Source organism: Telmatobacter bradus, assembly GCF_048629425.1.
GTDB lineage: Bacteria > Acidobacteriota > Terriglobia > Terriglobales > Acidobacteriaceae > Telmatobacter > Telmatobacter bradus.
Genome location: NZ_CP184532.1, coordinates 3,007,055 through 3,022,135 on the forward strand (window position 1 = coordinate 3,007,055; position 15,081 = coordinate 3,022,135).

A 15,081-nucleotide genomic window follows, 5' to 3' on the forward strand; every position below is an offset into this window, starting at 1 on the left:
TCCACCGGGAAGCAGACGGATGGAAACCATGCGGAGGCCGGGGAATCGTTTCCTGGCGACGCCTCACAGCCTGCCAGCCTGCGCAAGGACGGACGGAGAGGAGACTCCACAAACGCTTATGCTTCTGGAAACTATTCAAAGCGCCGCCGGTGAAGCCTTGGCCGTGGATCGCCGCCCTAAACTGAATGACCGGCTGCAGCACCGCATCATGAGGAGCAATATGACTGAGATTGTTGCCATTCGTGCCCGCGAAGTCCTTGACTCGCGCGGCAACCCCACCGTCGAAGCCGACGTGATTTTGGAAAGTGGCGAGCGTGGTCGCGCCATTGTGCCCTCGGGCGCTTCGACCGGCGAACACGAGGCCGTGGAACTGCGCGACGGCGACAAGAGCCACTACCTTGGCAAGGGCGTTCTGCAGGCCGTTGCCAATGTTGAAAGCATCATCGCTCCTGAGCTGGAAGGCATGGACGCGATGAACCAGCGTCTGATCGACGAAACCATGATCGAGTTGGACGGCACGCCCAACAAGGGCAAGCTGGGTGCCAACGCCATTCTGGCCGTTTCCCTGGCCAACGCCCGCGCCGTGGCCCAGACCCTGGAAATTCCCCTCTACCGCTATCTGGGAGGTGTGAACGCCTGCACCCTGCCCACCCCCATGCTGAACGTGATGAACGGCGGCGCGCACGCCGATTCGAACGTCGACTTTCAGGAATTCATGATCATGCCGGTTGGCGCTGAGCGCTTCAGCGAAGCTCTCCGCTGGTCTGCCGAGATCTTCCACACCCTCAAGGGCGTGCTCAAAAAGAAGGGCTACAACACGGCAGTGGGCGACGAGGGTGGTTTTGCTCCCTCGCTGAAGTCCAACACCGAAGCCATTGAGCTGATCCTTGAGGCCATCGAAGCTGCCGGCTACAAACCCGGCGAGCAGGTTTGCCTGGCCCTTGACCCGGCGTCGAGCGAGTTCTACGACACCGAGAAGAAGAAGTACATCTTCAAGAAGAGCGACAAGCGTGAGCTCAGCAGCGAAGAAATGGTTGCCTTCTGGGACAACTGGGCACGTCAGTACCCGATCGTCTCGATCGAAGACGGCCTGGCAGAGGACGACTGGCACGGCTGGAAGCTGATGACCGAGAAGACCGGCAGCCGCATTCAGCTGGTTGGTGACGATCTGTTCGTAACCAACGTCAAGCGTCTGCAGCGCGGCATTGAAGAGGACGTGGCCAACTCGATCCTGATCAAGGTCAACCAGATTGGTACCCTGACCGAGACTCTGGAAGCCATCGAACTGGGCCGCCGCAACGGCTACACCGCCGTCATGAGCCATCGTTCGGGTGAAAGCGAAGACACCTTCATCGCCGACCTGGCCGTAGCCACTGGCGTTGGTCAGATCAAGACCGGTTCGGTCAGCCGCACCGATCGTATTGCCAAGTACAACCAGCTGCTCCGCATCGAAGAAGAACTCGGTTCGGGCGCAAAGTTCCTCGGCATCGAGTCGCTGAACTACAACGGCTAATTGCCTCCGTGCAGTACCCGCAGTCCGTTGTACGTATCCGCGAGAGATGTACCGGTTGTACCTGTCAGAACAAGCAACACAGTCAGCGCGAGTAGTGGCAAGACCTGTCAGAACCAAGAACGGGCGGAGGCTTCGGCTTCCGCCCGTTCTTTTTTACCGCATTCATTTTTGGAACTCGCACTTTCCTCATCAGATGCTTCTGCCCTGACTTCCACAGGCTGCGCAACTACCCTGCATTTACGATGGGAACATGCGTTTGTTGCTTGTTTTTCTCTTTGCCTTGGGCCTTGCATCCGGCTTTGCGCAATCTGCCACACCTGTCGACCTCAGCAATGCCAGCGCCCTGGGCAATGAGCTCTATGAGCACTCCGGCGCGACCGGCATGGTGATCGTCCTCGTCCACAACGATAAGGTCTTCATTGAAGGCTACGGCGAAACCGCGCCCCGCTCGCACCAGACGCCCACCGCCGACTCGATGGTCCGCCTCTGCTCCATTACCAAAATCTTTACCACTGACCTGCTGACCAAGCTGGCGCTCGACCACACCGTCACGCTCAACGATCCGCTGCAGAAGTATGCGCCCACCGGCTTCACCGTGCCCATGCACAAGCAGCCCGTAACGCTGCTGAATCTGGCCACGCACACTGCCGGGCTCTATCGCGAAGTGGGCTATCCGCCCGACGGCACGCCGCACTTCACCTATCCCGACTACGCCACGCGCTGGAACTGGCTCGAGCACCAGTCGCTGCGTTCCACACCCGGCACGGCAGCAGCCTACTCCAATGTGGGCTTTGACCTGCTCAGCGACGCCCTCTCTGACGCCGCCCACGAGCCCTACGCGACACTCCTGCATGAACGCACGCTCACACCCCTGCGCATGTGGCACACCACCTTCTATCCGAGCCCGGAACAATGCGCCAACCTGCTGGTCAGTGCACAATCGCAGGGGCCTTGCACGGCTACGGGCAACACCTCCGGCAGCGGCGGACTCTACTCCACCGCCGGCGATATGGCGCACTGGCTCAAGTACCAGCTGGGTACCGGCGGTCCCGGTTTTCCGGTGCAGGCAGCCGCCGCGCAGCAGCCTTACATCAACGCCGACGATCTGGTGCGCGCTTCGGGGCTGGACTATGCCGGCAAACCCAGCGGCATCGGCCTTGGCTGGCTGCATCTGCTTTCGCCCGACAACCCGTCACATCTGGTGGAAAAGGATGGCGGTGGTGCCGGCTACCTGACCTACATTGCGCTGCATCCGGCCAGCCACACCGGCCTGTTCGTGGCCATGACCATTGGCCGCAACGGCTACCACGCCAACCTCTTCAAGGCCTCGAACGAGCTTCTCTACAAGCTGACCGGAGCACCCGCCGACGGCGACGCCATTGGCCTGCCCCCGGCAGGCGTGCGTGGCCGCCACGGACGGTTGCGGGCGGTAGCCCAGGCGCGGCCCACCGCCAAACAGCCCGTAAAACCCGCCAGCAAGGCTGGACGCAGGCAAACAACCAAGGCGACACGCACGGCCCCTAGAGAAGCGGCAAAAGCAACGCCCAGGGCGGCGGTTAAACCTGCCCGTAAAGCCGCCCATCCTGCCAAATCCGGCGCACACCCCAAGCGCAAGCAGAAATAACCCGAAGGGATGCGGCAGAGCGAAACTCCGCATCCCGCGGCGGATTCCTGAATCCAATCTGTAGCAGACGTTCAGGCAGGTGATGGAAAACCATCCTTTACCTGCCCGTGAAGCCGGTCACACCCTGCGACCGGCCCTTCGCGTTATCCTGAATGCGATACGTCTGAACGGAATTGAGGTACATCTCCTACTATGGCCACCAAGCGCCCTGTTGTACTGACCGTCCTTGATGGATGGGGTTATCGTCCGCAAACCGAAAACAACGCCATCGCCCTGGCAAACAAGCCCACCTACGACATGTTGCTGCGGGAGTACCCCAGCACCCTGATTCAGGCTTCGGAGCAGTTTGTCGGACTGCCCGGCGGCCAGATGGGCAACAGCGAAGTGGGTCACCTGAACATTGGCGCAGGCCGCATCGTGCAGATGGACCTGACCCGCATCGATTGCATGGTGGCCGACGATACGCTGAAGAAGAATCCGCAGCTGATCGCCAGCTTTGAGCACGCCCGCCAAAATGGCCGCGCCCTGCACCTGCTGGGCCTGATCTCGGACGGCGGCGTCCACTCGCAGGACACGCATCTCTACGCCATTCTGCGCGCCGCCAAGGAATTCGGTCTGACGCGCGTCTTCGTGCACGCCTACCTGGACGGCCGCGACACACCGCCGCAATCCGGCGCTGAGCACGTAGCCAAGCTGGAACAGAAGATGCGCGAGTACGGCGTGGGCAAGATTGCCAGCGTCAGCGGCCGCTACTACGCCATGGACCGCGACAAGCGCTGGGAACGCCAGAAGAAGGCCTTCGACGCCATGGTCATCGGCAAGAGCGAAGGCGGCACAGCCAGCAGCGCCGTGGATACGATCAAGGCCAGCTACAACGCCAACGTGAACGACGAGTTCGTTCTGCCCGTGGTGATTGTGGACGGCAAGAATCAGCCGCTCGCCCTGATCAAGGACGAAGACGCGGTCATCAACTTCAACTACCGCGCCGACCGCGCCCGTCAGGTCACGCGCGTGCTCTGTCGCGAGAGCAGCATCAACGCCGAGGGCGGCCGCAATCTGGATCAGTGGGAAGCGCTCGACGAGGCTATTCCGCACAACCTGCTGCCCAAGAACCTGCACTACACCTGCATGACGCAGTACGACGAAAAGTTCCAGTTGCCCATCATCAGCCCGCCGCAGTCGATGAATCATCTGCTCGGCAACATGCTGGGCGACGCCGGAATGCGCAATCTGCGTACCGCCGAGACGGAAAAGTACGCTCACGTGACCTTCTTCTTCAATGGCGGCACGGAAAAACCCTTCGCCGGTGAAGAACGCGTTCTAACGCCCTCACCCAAGGTGGCCACCTACGATCTGCAGCCCGAAATGAGCTCGGTTGCGGTAGGCGACTCCATCGTGAAGGCCATCCACGACACCACCTTTGACGTGGTGATTTCGAACCTCGCCAACCCCGACATGGTGGGCCACACCGGCATTCTGCCGGCAGCCATCAAGGCGGTTGAGGCAGTCGATCTTCAACTGGCCCGCATCTACAAGGCAGTGAAAGAACGCAACGCCATCTGGATCGTGACTGCCGACCACGGCAACTGCGAGACCATGGTGGACCCCATCACCGGCGAGCCGCACACCGCGCACACCACCAACCCGGTTCCGTTTATCTACGTGGCCGAGGACGCGAAGAACTACCACCTGCGCGCCGATGGCAGCCTGCGCGACATTGCACCCACCATGATGAGCGCTCTGCCGCTCGGCCTTCCCGCTGAGATGACCGGCCGCGACATGCGCCTCCTGAACAAGTAATCTTTCTCATTCCTGAAATCGGCCTGTCGAAGTCTTCTGCTTCGACAGGCCGAAAGTTTTTTTACTGTCGCTTTATAACTCCATACCAGACAACTCAATCTCTACAAAATTTTTAGCCACGGGTGTCAACTCGCCGCGACGCCAGTTCATGCGCATCTTCATATCGATTCCCAGCCCTTCAATCCGCTTGAAGACGACGCCGGGCGGATGATAGCCGGGCAGCTCATACACCATGGCCACTCCCAGATGCGCCGCCACCAGCGAAATAGCAGCCGGCACCGAATCAGCAAAGTATTGGCGGTTGGGCAAAAATCCCGCTGAACGACAGGATTCCAACATGCTGTCATGCAGCATATGATGCACATGATTAGTAGGAAAAATCCAGATATCGTCCGCAAGATCGTTCAACTGAATCCGACGTTTGGTTGCCAGGCGATGCACGCTGGGCATGGCCAAAACCCACTCTGGAGACTCCAGCGCTTTGGATTGCAGACGCGCGTCTGTCACCTCGGAATCGGTGCAAATCAGATCGTAGCTGCCCTGATGAATGTTTTCAATCAGGGCATCCACCAGATGCTCCCGCAAAACCAGCGAGACCTCGGGATAGAGCTCATGAAAGCGCCGGATACGCAGATGCAGCCCGCCCATGATGGCAGAGGTTGCATATCCAATCTGGATGACGCCCTGTTCCCCGCGCGCGGCGCGCTGTGCAGACCGCTGCGCATGCTTGAGCGCCTCCAATACCTGAACAGCCTCCTCCAGATAAACCTTGCCGACTGAAGTCAACTCAACGCGTCGACTGGTGCGCAGAAACAGGCGCAGGTCCATCGAACGCTCCAGTTGCCGAATGGCCAGACTGAGCGATGGCTGCGAGATGCCCAAAAGTTCCGCGGCGCGGCTGAAGTGCATCTCGTGAGCCAGCGTAACGAAGTAGCGCAACCGGGTAAATTCATCCATAGCTAAATCCTATCAATGCCTGCGTTTTCTGGATGTGCTCTCTGATGCGTGTTCGAGTGATGACAGTCACTCCTCGAATTTATTTATATTCAATGAGATACAAAAAGTACCCATAGTTTTAATCTATCAATACAACACTTTATATTGATGTATCTACCTAAACCAACTGTGGAAGAGTACGCAAAGGGCCCCGATGAGGCGCCCAAAAGAAAGGGAATGATCCCGATGCGAGCAAAACAGGGGAATCTATGGCTCTTTTTGACAGCGCTGCTGCTGAGCGGTGCTGTCGTATCAGAGGCACAGAGCAAGGAGACAGCCGTTGACACCCAGCACTACACGGCGCATGCCCATCTGGAAAATGGGTTGACCTGCGCGGGGTGCCATGGAGACGGACCCAAAAAGCCCGTAACGCGAGAAAAGTGTCAGGAGTGCCATGGCACCTACAAGGATCTGGCGCAACGAACTACCAACTATGAGCCCAATCCGCATTACAACCACACCATTGATCTGAGCTGCGATTCGTGCCATCACATGCACAAGCCCCAGCAGGTCTACTGCCAAAAGTGCCACGCGCAACTGCAGTTTGCAAAGCAGCCTGCTGCGCCGGACAAGGAAGGAAAGTAGCCATGAACAAGTTTTTTGCATTGGTCGTGCTCACGGCCGTGGCCGCATCCTCTGCACTGGCACAGGGCCCGGTTACCTCACTGAACACCGATGTTGTGGTGGTAGGCGCAGGTCCCGCTGGGCTCTCGGCCACGCTGACGGCCGCACAGGGCGGAGCCAAAGTCGTCGTTCTCGAAAAGAATCCCTTTCCGGGTGGAACGGGGCTCTTTGGCGAAGGCATCTTTGCCGCTGAGTCAGATATGCAGGTCAAGGAAGCCTACTTTCTGACCAAGGACGACGCCTTTCAACGCGAGATGACCGAAGACAACTGGAAGGGCAACGCGCCGCTTCTGCGTCGCTACATCAATGAATCCAACTTCACCCTGAAGTGGCTGCAGGATCAGGGCGTGGTCTTCTCGAAGGTGGCCACACTCAATCCCGGGGGCTATCGCAGCTGGCACCTGATCGCCGGACATCACGGCGAAGAGCTGATCCGCACCCTCTACTTCAAAGCCAAGGACGATCCGAACGTCCAGATCTATCTGGAAACGACCGGTAAAGAGCTGCTCTTTGACGCCAATCATCAGGTCTCCGGCGTGCGCGCCACGGCCAAGGATGGTTCCACGCTGGAGATCCACGCCAAGGCCGTCATCCTATGCACCGGCGGCTTCGGCGACAATCTGGAATGGGTGAAGAAATACAGCGGGAACGAGCACGGCGGCATGGCTACCCCGCTCGGCAAGACGGGCTTTGGCATCCGCATGGCCGTATCGGCTGGCGCCGTCACCGAAGGCATGGGCACCATGCAGTATTTTCCGCTGGGCAGCTTCCGCGCGAAGATTGAAGACACCAACACGCTGCCCATGCCGATCGCATCCGCGGCGGTGCAGCCTTTCAACGTCATCGTCAACGTGCATGGAGACCGTTTTGTTGACGAAACCATGACCTTCGACTTCAGCAAGATGGGCAATGCCATCGATCGCCAGTACCAGCACACGGCATGGGCTATTCTTGATAGCTCCTTGCTGCAGCAGTACACCACGCGCGGTCCCGAGGCCGGGGTTGGCGTTCTGGTTCCGGCGCTGACGCCGATTCCTCCGCTCGCCGGATGGGTGGACGAGCAAGTCGCAGCCAAAAACCCCGACTACCACGCCGCCAACGACATCAGGGATCTGGCCCAGCAGATCGGAGTTCCCGCCGACGAACTGGCCCAGACCGTGGCCAACTATAACCACGCAGCCGAAACCAACTACGATCCGGAGTTTGTGAAGCCGCGTCTCTATCTGCATCCGCTTACGGGCAAGCTCTATGCCATCCGCATCGTCAACTACTACCTGAACAGTCTGGGCGGTGTGCGCACCAACAAGTACCTGCAACCGCTCAACGAACAGGACGAGCCGATCAACCACCTCTACGTTACCGGCAACGACGTGGGCGGCCTCTATGGCGACACCTATCCGCTGGGGCTCTCGGGTGGAACCTATGGCTTTGCCGTCAACAGTGGCCGTATGGCGGCCAAGGATGCGCTGCTGCGCTTTGTAGGCAGCGCTGCGCCAGCAAATAGGGCAGCCGAGTTCCACGAACAAAGGCGATAGCATTTTCGGAATGGGTGTAGACCGAAAGCAGGCTTCTAATTGCCTTTTTCCTCAAGGAAGAGGCACCTTGCACGCCCATTAAAAAGTCTATGTGTATTCCGAAAATGCTCTAATTGCGCTTGCAAACCGCCCCCACATTACAGGCTGTTGGAAACTATGTTGAAATAGCTCCCAACAGCCTGTTTTTTTTAAGCGCGGCCGCCTGTAGCGTGTCTACCAAAAGCCCTTTGCCGAGCTGCCGGTATACACTCTCAATCAAAGCCTATGAAGCGAGCCTATTCCCTGCCCTCTTTCGCCCTGATTGCGCTGGCCGCAACGCTGCAGAGCGCCCCGCTTGTCAACGCCCAAACCGCCAAGCCCTCGGCGGCACACAGGACAGCCGACCCCATGCCGAATACCGCCTCCGTTCATGCCTCCGCCATCGTCATCGACACGCATGCCGACACACCGCAGCGCTTCCTCGACGAGCACTTCGATCTTTCCGACCCCCTTGGCGCGGGCGAATTGAATCTGGAGAGTGCGAAAAAAGGCAATCTGGGCGCGGAGTTTTTCTCCATCTGGGTTGACCCCGTCACCTACAAGGACCACGCCGCCCGACGCACGCTGGAGCTGATCGACGCCGTCAAGCTTCAGGTGGCCAGGCACCCCGACCAGATGCTGCTAGCCACCAGCCCTGCCGACATTGAGCGTGCGCACCGCGAGCACAAGCTGGCCGCGCTGATGGGCATCGAGGGCGGCCATTCCATTGAGGATTCGATTCCGCTGCTGCGCCAGTACTACGCGCTGGGCGTGCGCTACATGACGCTCACCTGGTCCAACTCCAACGGCTGGGCCGACAGCTCCGGCGACTTTGACGACAAGACCATTCCGCACACGCCCAACGGGTTGAATGAATTCGGCAAAGACGTGGTCTATGAGATGAACCGGCTGGGCATGATGATCGACGTCTCGCATGTCTCCGACAAGACCTTCTATCGCACCCTGGTGCTTTCGCAGGCTCCGCTGATTGCCTCGCACAGCGGTGCGCGGGCCTTGTGCGATGCGCCCCGCAACATGACCGACGACATGCTGCGGGCCATTGCCAACGGCGGCGGACCAGACTCCAAGGGCGGCGTGGTGCAGGTCAACTTCTACTCGGCTTTTGTCTCGCAGAAGTATCGCGATGCAAAGAAGACCATGGATTCTGAAATTACCCAGGCCAAGGACGCGCTGAAGGCGAAGAACAAAGCCGAAGGTCGCGAGACCTCACAGGCGGATCTGGAAAATCTGGAGCGCACGATGCTCGACCGCATTCCCCGGCCTCCGCTCTCCGATCTGATTGACCAGATCGACCACATTGCCAAGGTTGCGGGCGTCGATCACGTGGGCCTGGGCTCGGACTTTGACGGCATCAACGGCCAGCTGCCGCAGGGCATTAACTCCGCCGCCGACCTGCCCAAGATCACCGCCGAGCTGACGAAGCGCGGCTACTCCGCCGAAGACTGCCGCAAGATTCTGGGCGGCAACCTGCTGCGCGTCTTCACCGAGGTACAGCAGATCGCCAAGACCATACCGTCCACGGATCGACCGAAGCTGGGCGCGACGAAATAGACAAATCAACACACAGGCAAATGGGGCACAGCGGAATCAACCGCCGTGCCCCATTTTTTTGCTGCAGACAGCATTGGCTGATAGCCTCTAACTCTTCTCTGCCAACTTCTGCTCGTGAATTTCCTTGGCCCGGTCAAGCGCGGCCTGAATGTTGGGCATAATATTTTGCTCGCCCAGCCGCTCCACAAAGCGTGTGCCACCCAGCAGCTTCGAAGGCTGCTCCATTGCGCCGCACAGCACCAGGTCACGGTTCGAGGCACGCAGCCGCTTGGCCAGCGTTTGAATAGCGTGAATGCCGGTGGCGTCGATGGCCGTCATATTGCGCAGACGCAGAATCACAACGCACTCAAAGGCATCGAGGTTGACGGTCGCATCCATCAGCTTTTCCGTGGTGCCAAAGAGAAATGGTCCATGAATGCGCAGCAGCGAGACGTAGGGCGGAAGAATGCGCCCCTGCAGCACATGCGGCAGACCGTCGCGAATGTATTCATCGGTGATGGGAGAAACCGTGGTGGTTTCGGCCACGCGATAGATGTAAAGCAGCGCAGCCAACGAGATTCCCACGCCCACCGCCACCGTCAGATCAGCAAAAACGGTGAGTGCAAAGGTGACGATCCAGACCGAAATAGCGGTGAAATCCAGCCGTAAAATCGAGCCGATCTCGTGCCACTCGCCCATGTTGTACGAGACCACGAAGAGCACACCCGCCAGCGTAGCCAGAGGAATGTAGCTGGCCAAGGGCGCTGCTACCAGCAGAATCAAGAGCAGCGTGATGGCGTGAACGATGCCCGCAATGGGCGAACGAGCGCCAGCGCGGATGTTGGTGGCTGTACGCGCAATCGCGCCTGTCGCGGGAATGCCGCCAAACAGTGGCGATGCGATGTTGGCCAGTCCCTGCGCCACCAGTTCGACGTTAGGAAAGTGGCGGTCGCCGGTCATGCCGTCGGCCACCACCGCCGAGAGCATGCTTTCAAGCGCGGCCAGCATGGCCACGGTGAAGGCCGAAGGGATCAGCGGCAGAATGTGCTCAGCATGCAGGCTGGGCAACGCAAAGGGCGGCAGGCCGCTGGGAATACCTCCGAACTTGGTGCCAATCGTCTCCACCGGCAAATGCAGAAAATACGCAGCCGCTGTGCAGGCAACCACCGCCACAATCGAAGACGGCACGCGTTTGGTAAAGCGTGGCAGCAGCAAAATGATGGCCAGCGTGGCCACGCCTACTCCGAGCGCGGCAGGATTGAAGCTGGACGCATGCGCCAGCAACACCTTGATGCGACCAAGGAAGTCACTCGGCACCGCACCGGTTTTCAGTCCGAAAAAGTCCTTGATCTGGGTGCTCGCAATCAGGATGGCAATGCCATTGGTAAAACCCATCACGACCATACGCGGAATGAATTTGACCGCTGCGCCCAGGCCGGTGAGCCCCATCAGAACAAGGATAAAACCAGCCATCAGCGTGACCATGGCCAGACCGCTCATACCGAAGCGGGCCAGAATACCAGCAACGATGACGACGAACGCGCCGGTCGGTCCGCCAATCTGAGTACGTGAGCCGCCCAGGGCCGAGATCAGAAAGCCCGCGATCACCGCCGTGTACAGGCCAGCCTGCGGCGTAACGCCCGAAGCAATGCCAAAGGCCATGGCCAGCGGCAAGGCCACCAGACCCACCGTAATACCGGCCAGAAGATCGTGCACAAACATCTGCGCGTTGTAGCTGCGCAACGCCAAAAGGGATTTCGGAAGGTGATGACTGTCGATGGGCATGAGACTTATATTTATTTTACGCCCAGGTCGATTTCCGATGCGCTATTGAAGGCCCTTTCCCTGGTTACGCACTCCAACGCGACAAAAGCGCATCGCGCCGTTCCAAAGCGGATCAGGATACGATCTTCTGCGGATCCTGCCCCAGATCAAGCAAAAGAATCAGCGCATGGCGGCCGCGGCCGTAGTAGTTTTCTTCCTGCTCCCGCGGCACAAAACCGAAGCGCTCGTAGAGTTTGAGCGCGGCAACATTGGCCGCCTCCACATGCAGCCAAAACAGCGTTGCACCGGCCAACAGCGCCGACCGCAAACAGCAACGCAACAGCTCTGCCCCCGCTCCCTGACCTCGAAAGACGGGCAGAAGTTCGATGGTTTCCAGGTAGGCTGCTACGAAGTCCTCTTCGCGTTCCCACTCCACCAGCGCAAAACCTGCCATCGAGCCGTTCTCTTCGGCAATCCACGCCGCAGAATCGGGATTGGCAAGCAGGTTCCGCATTAAACGCTTGCCAAACCGCTGTGGGCGCTTGAAGCACACTTCCTCAATCACATAGAGCGCAGCAAAGTCAGCGGGCGTGTAGGGACGATAAAGCACTCCTCTATTGTCGGATATTTTGAGAATTTATGTGTGGAGGGAGCAGGGGCCTTCAGACCCATGAAGAGTGGATGCGTTAAGTATCACCTTTAGGCGCGGGCTATTTCTTCTACTTCCTACTTTGGATGCCTGCTGGCGAAAAGACTTCCAGGGCTGAAGCCCGCGCACAGTTTGCCTCTTTTTGCAGGGGTTAAAACCCCTGCCTCTCTCCGCTACGAGTTTTTCCGCAACCTGTAAGCCCGATCCACTTTTCCTCTTCTTGCGGCACGGCTGAACAGGCTGCGGAAAAACTCTCTTGGGGCTCGGTTTTGAAAGGGCACGGCTTCAGCCGTGCCAAATAAACGCAATAAAATCAACGGGGCTTTAGCCCCTGAGGGACGTTTCTCTCCTGCCCCCCGCAAGGATTCAACCGTTTTTCCGCAGCCTGTGAAGCCGTGCTCTTTCAAAACACAACTTTGTCAGAAACCTGAAAGGCCATCCCTACCGGGATGGCCTTTCGTCTTGCGTGTTGCAGCAATCTGACTACTTAACGCTGGCTTCCAAACCGTCGATCACATCGAAGAAACGCTGATCAAGGCGGCGGTTGGTGGCAATAGCTTCCTTGATGGTGATGTCGGTAATGTCGGTGCCCTGCAGGACAGCAATGCGGCCCCACTTCTTATCGTGCACCATGTCGATGGCGTGCAGACCGTAGCGCTGACCAAGCAGGCGATCATAGGCCGTCGGGACGCCGCCACGCTGGGTGTGGCCCAGGTTGACCGAGCGGGTTTCAAAGCCGGTCTTCTTCTCAATCAGGCTGGCCAGAGCTTCGCCAATACCCGACAGGCGGGCGTGACCAAACGAGTCCACTTCACCGGAACCAATGACCTGGCTGCCGTCGGGCAGCTTGCAGCCCTCAGCCACCACCACCACGCCGTAGTGCTTGCCGTGGTCGTAGTTGTACTTGAGCAGGGCGCAAACGTGATCGATGTCGACGGGACGCTCGGGAACCAGAACCACATGCGCGCCACCGGCAACGCCGCTGGCCATGGCAATCCATCCGGCATCGCGGCCCATCACCTCAACCACGACTACGCGGTTATGCGAGTCAGCGGTGGTGTGAATGCGGTCGATGGCCTCGGTGGCGATCATGACGGCAGTGTCAAAGCCAAAGGTGGCGTCGGTGCCGCTGATGTCGTTGTCGATGGTCTTGGGAACGCCAATCGAGGGCAGGCCGTTGTCGCTCAAATAGAGCGTGACCGACTGGGTATCGTCGCCGCCCAGAGCAATCAGAGCATCAATCTTGTTCCGCTTCAGAACTTCCTGCACCTTTTCAATACCGCCAGGGATCTTCTTGACGTTGGTGCGCGAGGAGTGCAGGATCGTGCCGCCCTTGAGCTGGATGCCGTCGATTGCCTCAAGTGTGAGCGGGATGAAGTTGTTGTCGAGCACGCCCCGCCAGCCGTTCAGGAAGCCAATGAACTCATCGCCGTAGTGGTTGATGCCTTTTTTCACCGCCGCGTAGATCACGGCATTCAGTCCGGGGCAATCGCCACCGCCGGTCAACAAAGCAACACGCATCGTAATTCTCCTCAGTTGAAGGGGCACGCGCCAGTCTGGGCTGCGCCCGAATGCTCATTTGGATTCAAGACGCGGAACGGCCGCTCTCGACGCCGTAATCAGTGTAAACCTAGCCCGTAAAGCGGAATCGTGAGCGCGGTCACCAGAAAAGCAGGAAAAATCCTGCGATTTGTATAAGTTAGAAAATATTCCGGATTTGGTTTTTACAAGATTCGCCGTAAACCCGGCAGCCGCACCAGCGGATCCGCCAGCAACCAGCAGCAAACGCAGGCCAATCCGCCCACCACGCCGAACTTGACCACCGGCGCAGCCGTCCAGCCATGCAGCAGCAACGCCATGCCCACCAGTACCAGTGGATGAATGACATACACGGCATAGGCCCGCCGGTCAAGCCAGTTCCACAAGGGCGAGGGCCGATTCAGCCAGCGCCGGAAGCCCACCAGAAGAGCCGCGATCACGCCCCAGGCAAACAACGGCTCCCAAAAGGCATAAACAATGGCAGGAAAACTCAGACCACCCTCCAGATGCAGGGCCTGCTGCGGATGCGCTGCCTGAAAGAGGCCGCAGGTCAGCCACAGAACAGGAAACACAACCATGGAGACCACAAAGGGCCAGCGCGCCTGCTTCCAGGTAAGTTGCGCAATCCAATCCCTGCGCCGGGCCACAATCCCTAAAAAGAACAGGAAAACGTAGCTGCAGAAGAAGCCAAGCTGCAGGCCAAAGACGTTTTTTCCTACCGGAATCCACTGACGAAGAAGCAAAGAACCCGCACCGACGGCCACGGCGCTCGCCATCCACCAGAAAAATCCCGGGATTTTTTCTTGTTTGGGTCGGATTGTCGCGGCTGGTACAACGGCTCTCCAACCGCAAAAAAGCAGACTGAAGATCAGCAGCGCCTCGGCAAACCACAGCGGGCCGTTGATGATGCGCTGGTGATGCCAGAGCCAGACAAATGTGCCCCAAAAGCTGCCGCCGGTGGCCCCTTCAACGATGGCCGCCGTCAGCGGCCCCAGCAACAGGATGAAGCCAAGCAGCGGCAAACCCAAGCGCAGGAAGCGGTCAGCCAGAAAGCGGCCCGCCCCTTTGCGGTCAAGCGAGCTGGCAGTAAAGTAACCGGAAAGCAGAAAGAAGAATCCCATAAAGTAAGCCTGCTGCGTACCGGTAAAGATGGTCAGAAACAAACTGGAGGGTGTGCCGTCAAAATGTCGCTCGTAGTAGAACCATCCGCCGGACGCGCCATAGGTGATGGCGCAATGATGCAGTATGACGCAGGCAGTCAGCACACTGCGCAGGCGGTCAAAAAAGAGCTCGCGCTCGGCCATGGCGGTTTTCCTCGCAGAAAGGAGTACAAAACGGAGTACGCAGAGCCTATTTCAGGAGTTCCCCAGGCCGCCAATTTTATCTCCGCAGCCAACGCTTGCGCATGTACGCGTTGTGCTTCAAATTGGGAAAAATCCTGCCCGGTGTGTTCAAATAGCTCTGCAGT

Annotated in this window: 11 protein-coding genes; 6 read left to right on the forward strand and 5 right to left on the reverse strand. The window is 58.8% G+C overall.

Going from position 1 to position 15,081, the window contains the following annotated elements:
* The first annotated feature begins 220 nt into the window (after positions 1 to 220).
* From eno to gpmI, 3 genes are all read left to right on the forward strand, one after another.
* Entirely contained in the window at positions 221 to 1,513 is a 1,293-nt protein-coding gene (eno, locus tag ACOBR2_RS12425; RefSeq protein ID WP_420240011.1) for a phosphopyruvate hydratase, read from the forward strand.
* A 250-nt stretch (positions 1,514 to 1,763) separates the two neighbouring features.
* The gene (ampH, locus tag ACOBR2_RS12430; RefSeq protein ID WP_420236430.1) at positions 1,764 to 3,137 is read left to right on the forward strand and encodes a D-alanyl-D-alanine-carboxypeptidase/endopeptidase AmpH; all 1,374 of its coding nucleotides are present in this window, start codon (positions 1,764 to 1,766) and stop codon (positions 3,135 to 3,137) included.
* Between the two features lie 192 nt (positions 3,138 to 3,329).
* Complete coding sequence (gpmI, locus tag ACOBR2_RS12435; RefSeq protein WP_420236431.1) at positions 3,330 to 4,937, forward strand: 2,3-bisphosphoglycerate-independent phosphoglycerate mutase; 1,608 nt, start codon at positions 3,330 to 3,332, stop codon at positions 4,935 to 4,937.
* A gap of 72 nt (positions 4,938 to 5,009) precedes the next feature.
* On the opposite strand, the gene ACOBR2_RS12440 is transcribed toward gpmI, so the two are convergent.
* Positions 5,010 to 5,894: a LysR family transcriptional regulator gene (locus ACOBR2_RS12440; protein ID WP_420236432.1), complete on the reverse strand. Its 885-nt coding sequence runs from the start codon at positions 5,892 to 5,894 to the stop codon at positions 5,010 to 5,012.
* Positions 5,895 to 6,119: 225 nt separating this feature from the next.
* Here ACOBR2_RS12440 and ACOBR2_RS12445 point away from each other — a divergent pair, with 225 nt between their 5' ends.
* From ACOBR2_RS12445 to ACOBR2_RS12455, 3 genes are all read left to right on the forward strand, one after another.
* A complete protein-coding gene (locus tag ACOBR2_RS12445; protein WP_420236433.1) occupies positions 6,120 to 6,518 on the forward strand; it encodes a cytochrome c3 family protein in 399 nt (132 codons plus the stop codon).
* A gap of 2 nt (positions 6,519 to 6,520) precedes the next feature.
* A complete protein-coding gene (locus tag ACOBR2_RS12450) occupies positions 6,521 to 8,092 on the forward strand; it encodes an FAD-dependent oxidoreductase (RefSeq protein ID WP_420236434.1) in 1,572 nt (523 codons plus the stop codon).
* A 264-nt stretch (positions 8,093 to 8,356) separates the two neighbouring features.
* On the forward strand, positions 8,357 to 9,682 hold the full coding sequence (locus ACOBR2_RS12455) for a dipeptidase (RefSeq protein ID WP_420236435.1): 1,326 nt from the start codon (positions 8,357 to 8,359) through the stop codon (positions 9,680 to 9,682).
* An 87-nt stretch (positions 9,683 to 9,769) separates the two neighbouring features.
* Here the strand turns inward: ACOBR2_RS12455 and ACOBR2_RS12460 are convergent, their stop codons facing one another.
* From ACOBR2_RS12460 to ACOBR2_RS12475, 4 genes are all read right to left on the reverse strand, one after another.
* Positions 9,770 to 11,446, reverse strand: coding sequence for a SulP family inorganic anion transporter (locus ACOBR2_RS12460; RefSeq protein ID WP_420236436.1), 1,677 nt, complete (start codon positions 11,444 to 11,446; stop codon positions 9,770 to 9,772).
* 112 nt (positions 11,447 to 11,558) lie between these two features.
* The gene (locus ACOBR2_RS12465; protein ID WP_420236437.1) at positions 11,559 to 12,035 is read right to left on the reverse strand and encodes a GNAT family N-acetyltransferase; all 477 of its coding nucleotides are present in this window, start codon (positions 12,033 to 12,035) and stop codon (positions 11,559 to 11,561) included.
* Between the two features lie 522 nt (positions 12,036 to 12,557).
* A complete protein-coding gene (locus ACOBR2_RS12470) occupies positions 12,558 to 13,595 on the reverse strand; it encodes a 6-phosphofructokinase (RefSeq protein WP_420236438.1) in 1,038 nt (345 codons plus the stop codon).
* A 203-nt stretch (positions 13,596 to 13,798) separates the two neighbouring features.
* Positions 13,799 to 14,917, reverse strand: a complete 1,119-nt coding sequence (locus ACOBR2_RS12475; protein ID WP_420236439.1) for an acyltransferase family protein — start codon at positions 14,915 to 14,917, stop codon at positions 13,799 to 13,801.
* Positions 14,918 to 15,081 lie beyond the last annotated feature (164 nt).

What these genes read in the sequence shown, in the direction of transcription:
- eno (WP_420240011.1), top strand. Translation starts at nt 221, where the DNA reads ATGACTGAGATTGTTGCCATTCGTGCCCGCGAAGTCCTTGACTCGCGC.
- ampH (WP_420236430.1), top strand. Translation starts at nt 1,764, where the DNA reads ATGCGTTTGTTGCTTGTTTTTCTCTTTGCCTTGGGCCTTGCATCCGGC.
- gpmI (WP_420236431.1), top strand. Translation starts at nt 3,330, where the DNA reads ATGGCCACCAAGCGCCCTGTTGTACTGACCGTCCTTGATGGATGGGGT.
- ACOBR2_RS12440 (WP_420236432.1), bottom strand. Translation starts at nt 5,894, where the DNA reads ATGGATGAATTTACCCGGTTGCGCTACTTCGTTACGCTGGCTCACGAG.
- ACOBR2_RS12445 (WP_420236433.1), top strand. Translation starts at nt 6,120, where the DNA reads ATGCGAGCAAAACAGGGGAATCTATGGCTCTTTTTGACAGCGCTGCTG.
- ACOBR2_RS12450 (WP_420236434.1), top strand. Translation starts at nt 6,521, where the DNA reads ATGAACAAGTTTTTTGCATTGGTCGTGCTCACGGCCGTGGCCGCATCC.
- ACOBR2_RS12455 (WP_420236435.1), top strand. Translation starts at nt 8,357, where the DNA reads ATGAAGCGAGCCTATTCCCTGCCCTCTTTCGCCCTGATTGCGCTGGCC.
- ACOBR2_RS12460 (WP_420236436.1), bottom strand. Translation starts at nt 11,446, where the DNA reads ATGCCCATCGACAGTCATCACCTTCCGAAATCCCTTTTGGCGTTGCGC.
- ACOBR2_RS12470 (WP_420236438.1), bottom strand. Translation starts at nt 13,595, where the DNA reads ATGCGTGTTGCTTTGTTGACCGGCGGTGGCGATTGCCCCGGACTGAAT.
- ACOBR2_RS12475 (WP_420236439.1), bottom strand. Translation starts at nt 14,917, where the DNA reads ATGGCCGAGCGCGAGCTCTTTTTTGACCGCCTGCGCAGTGTGCTGACT.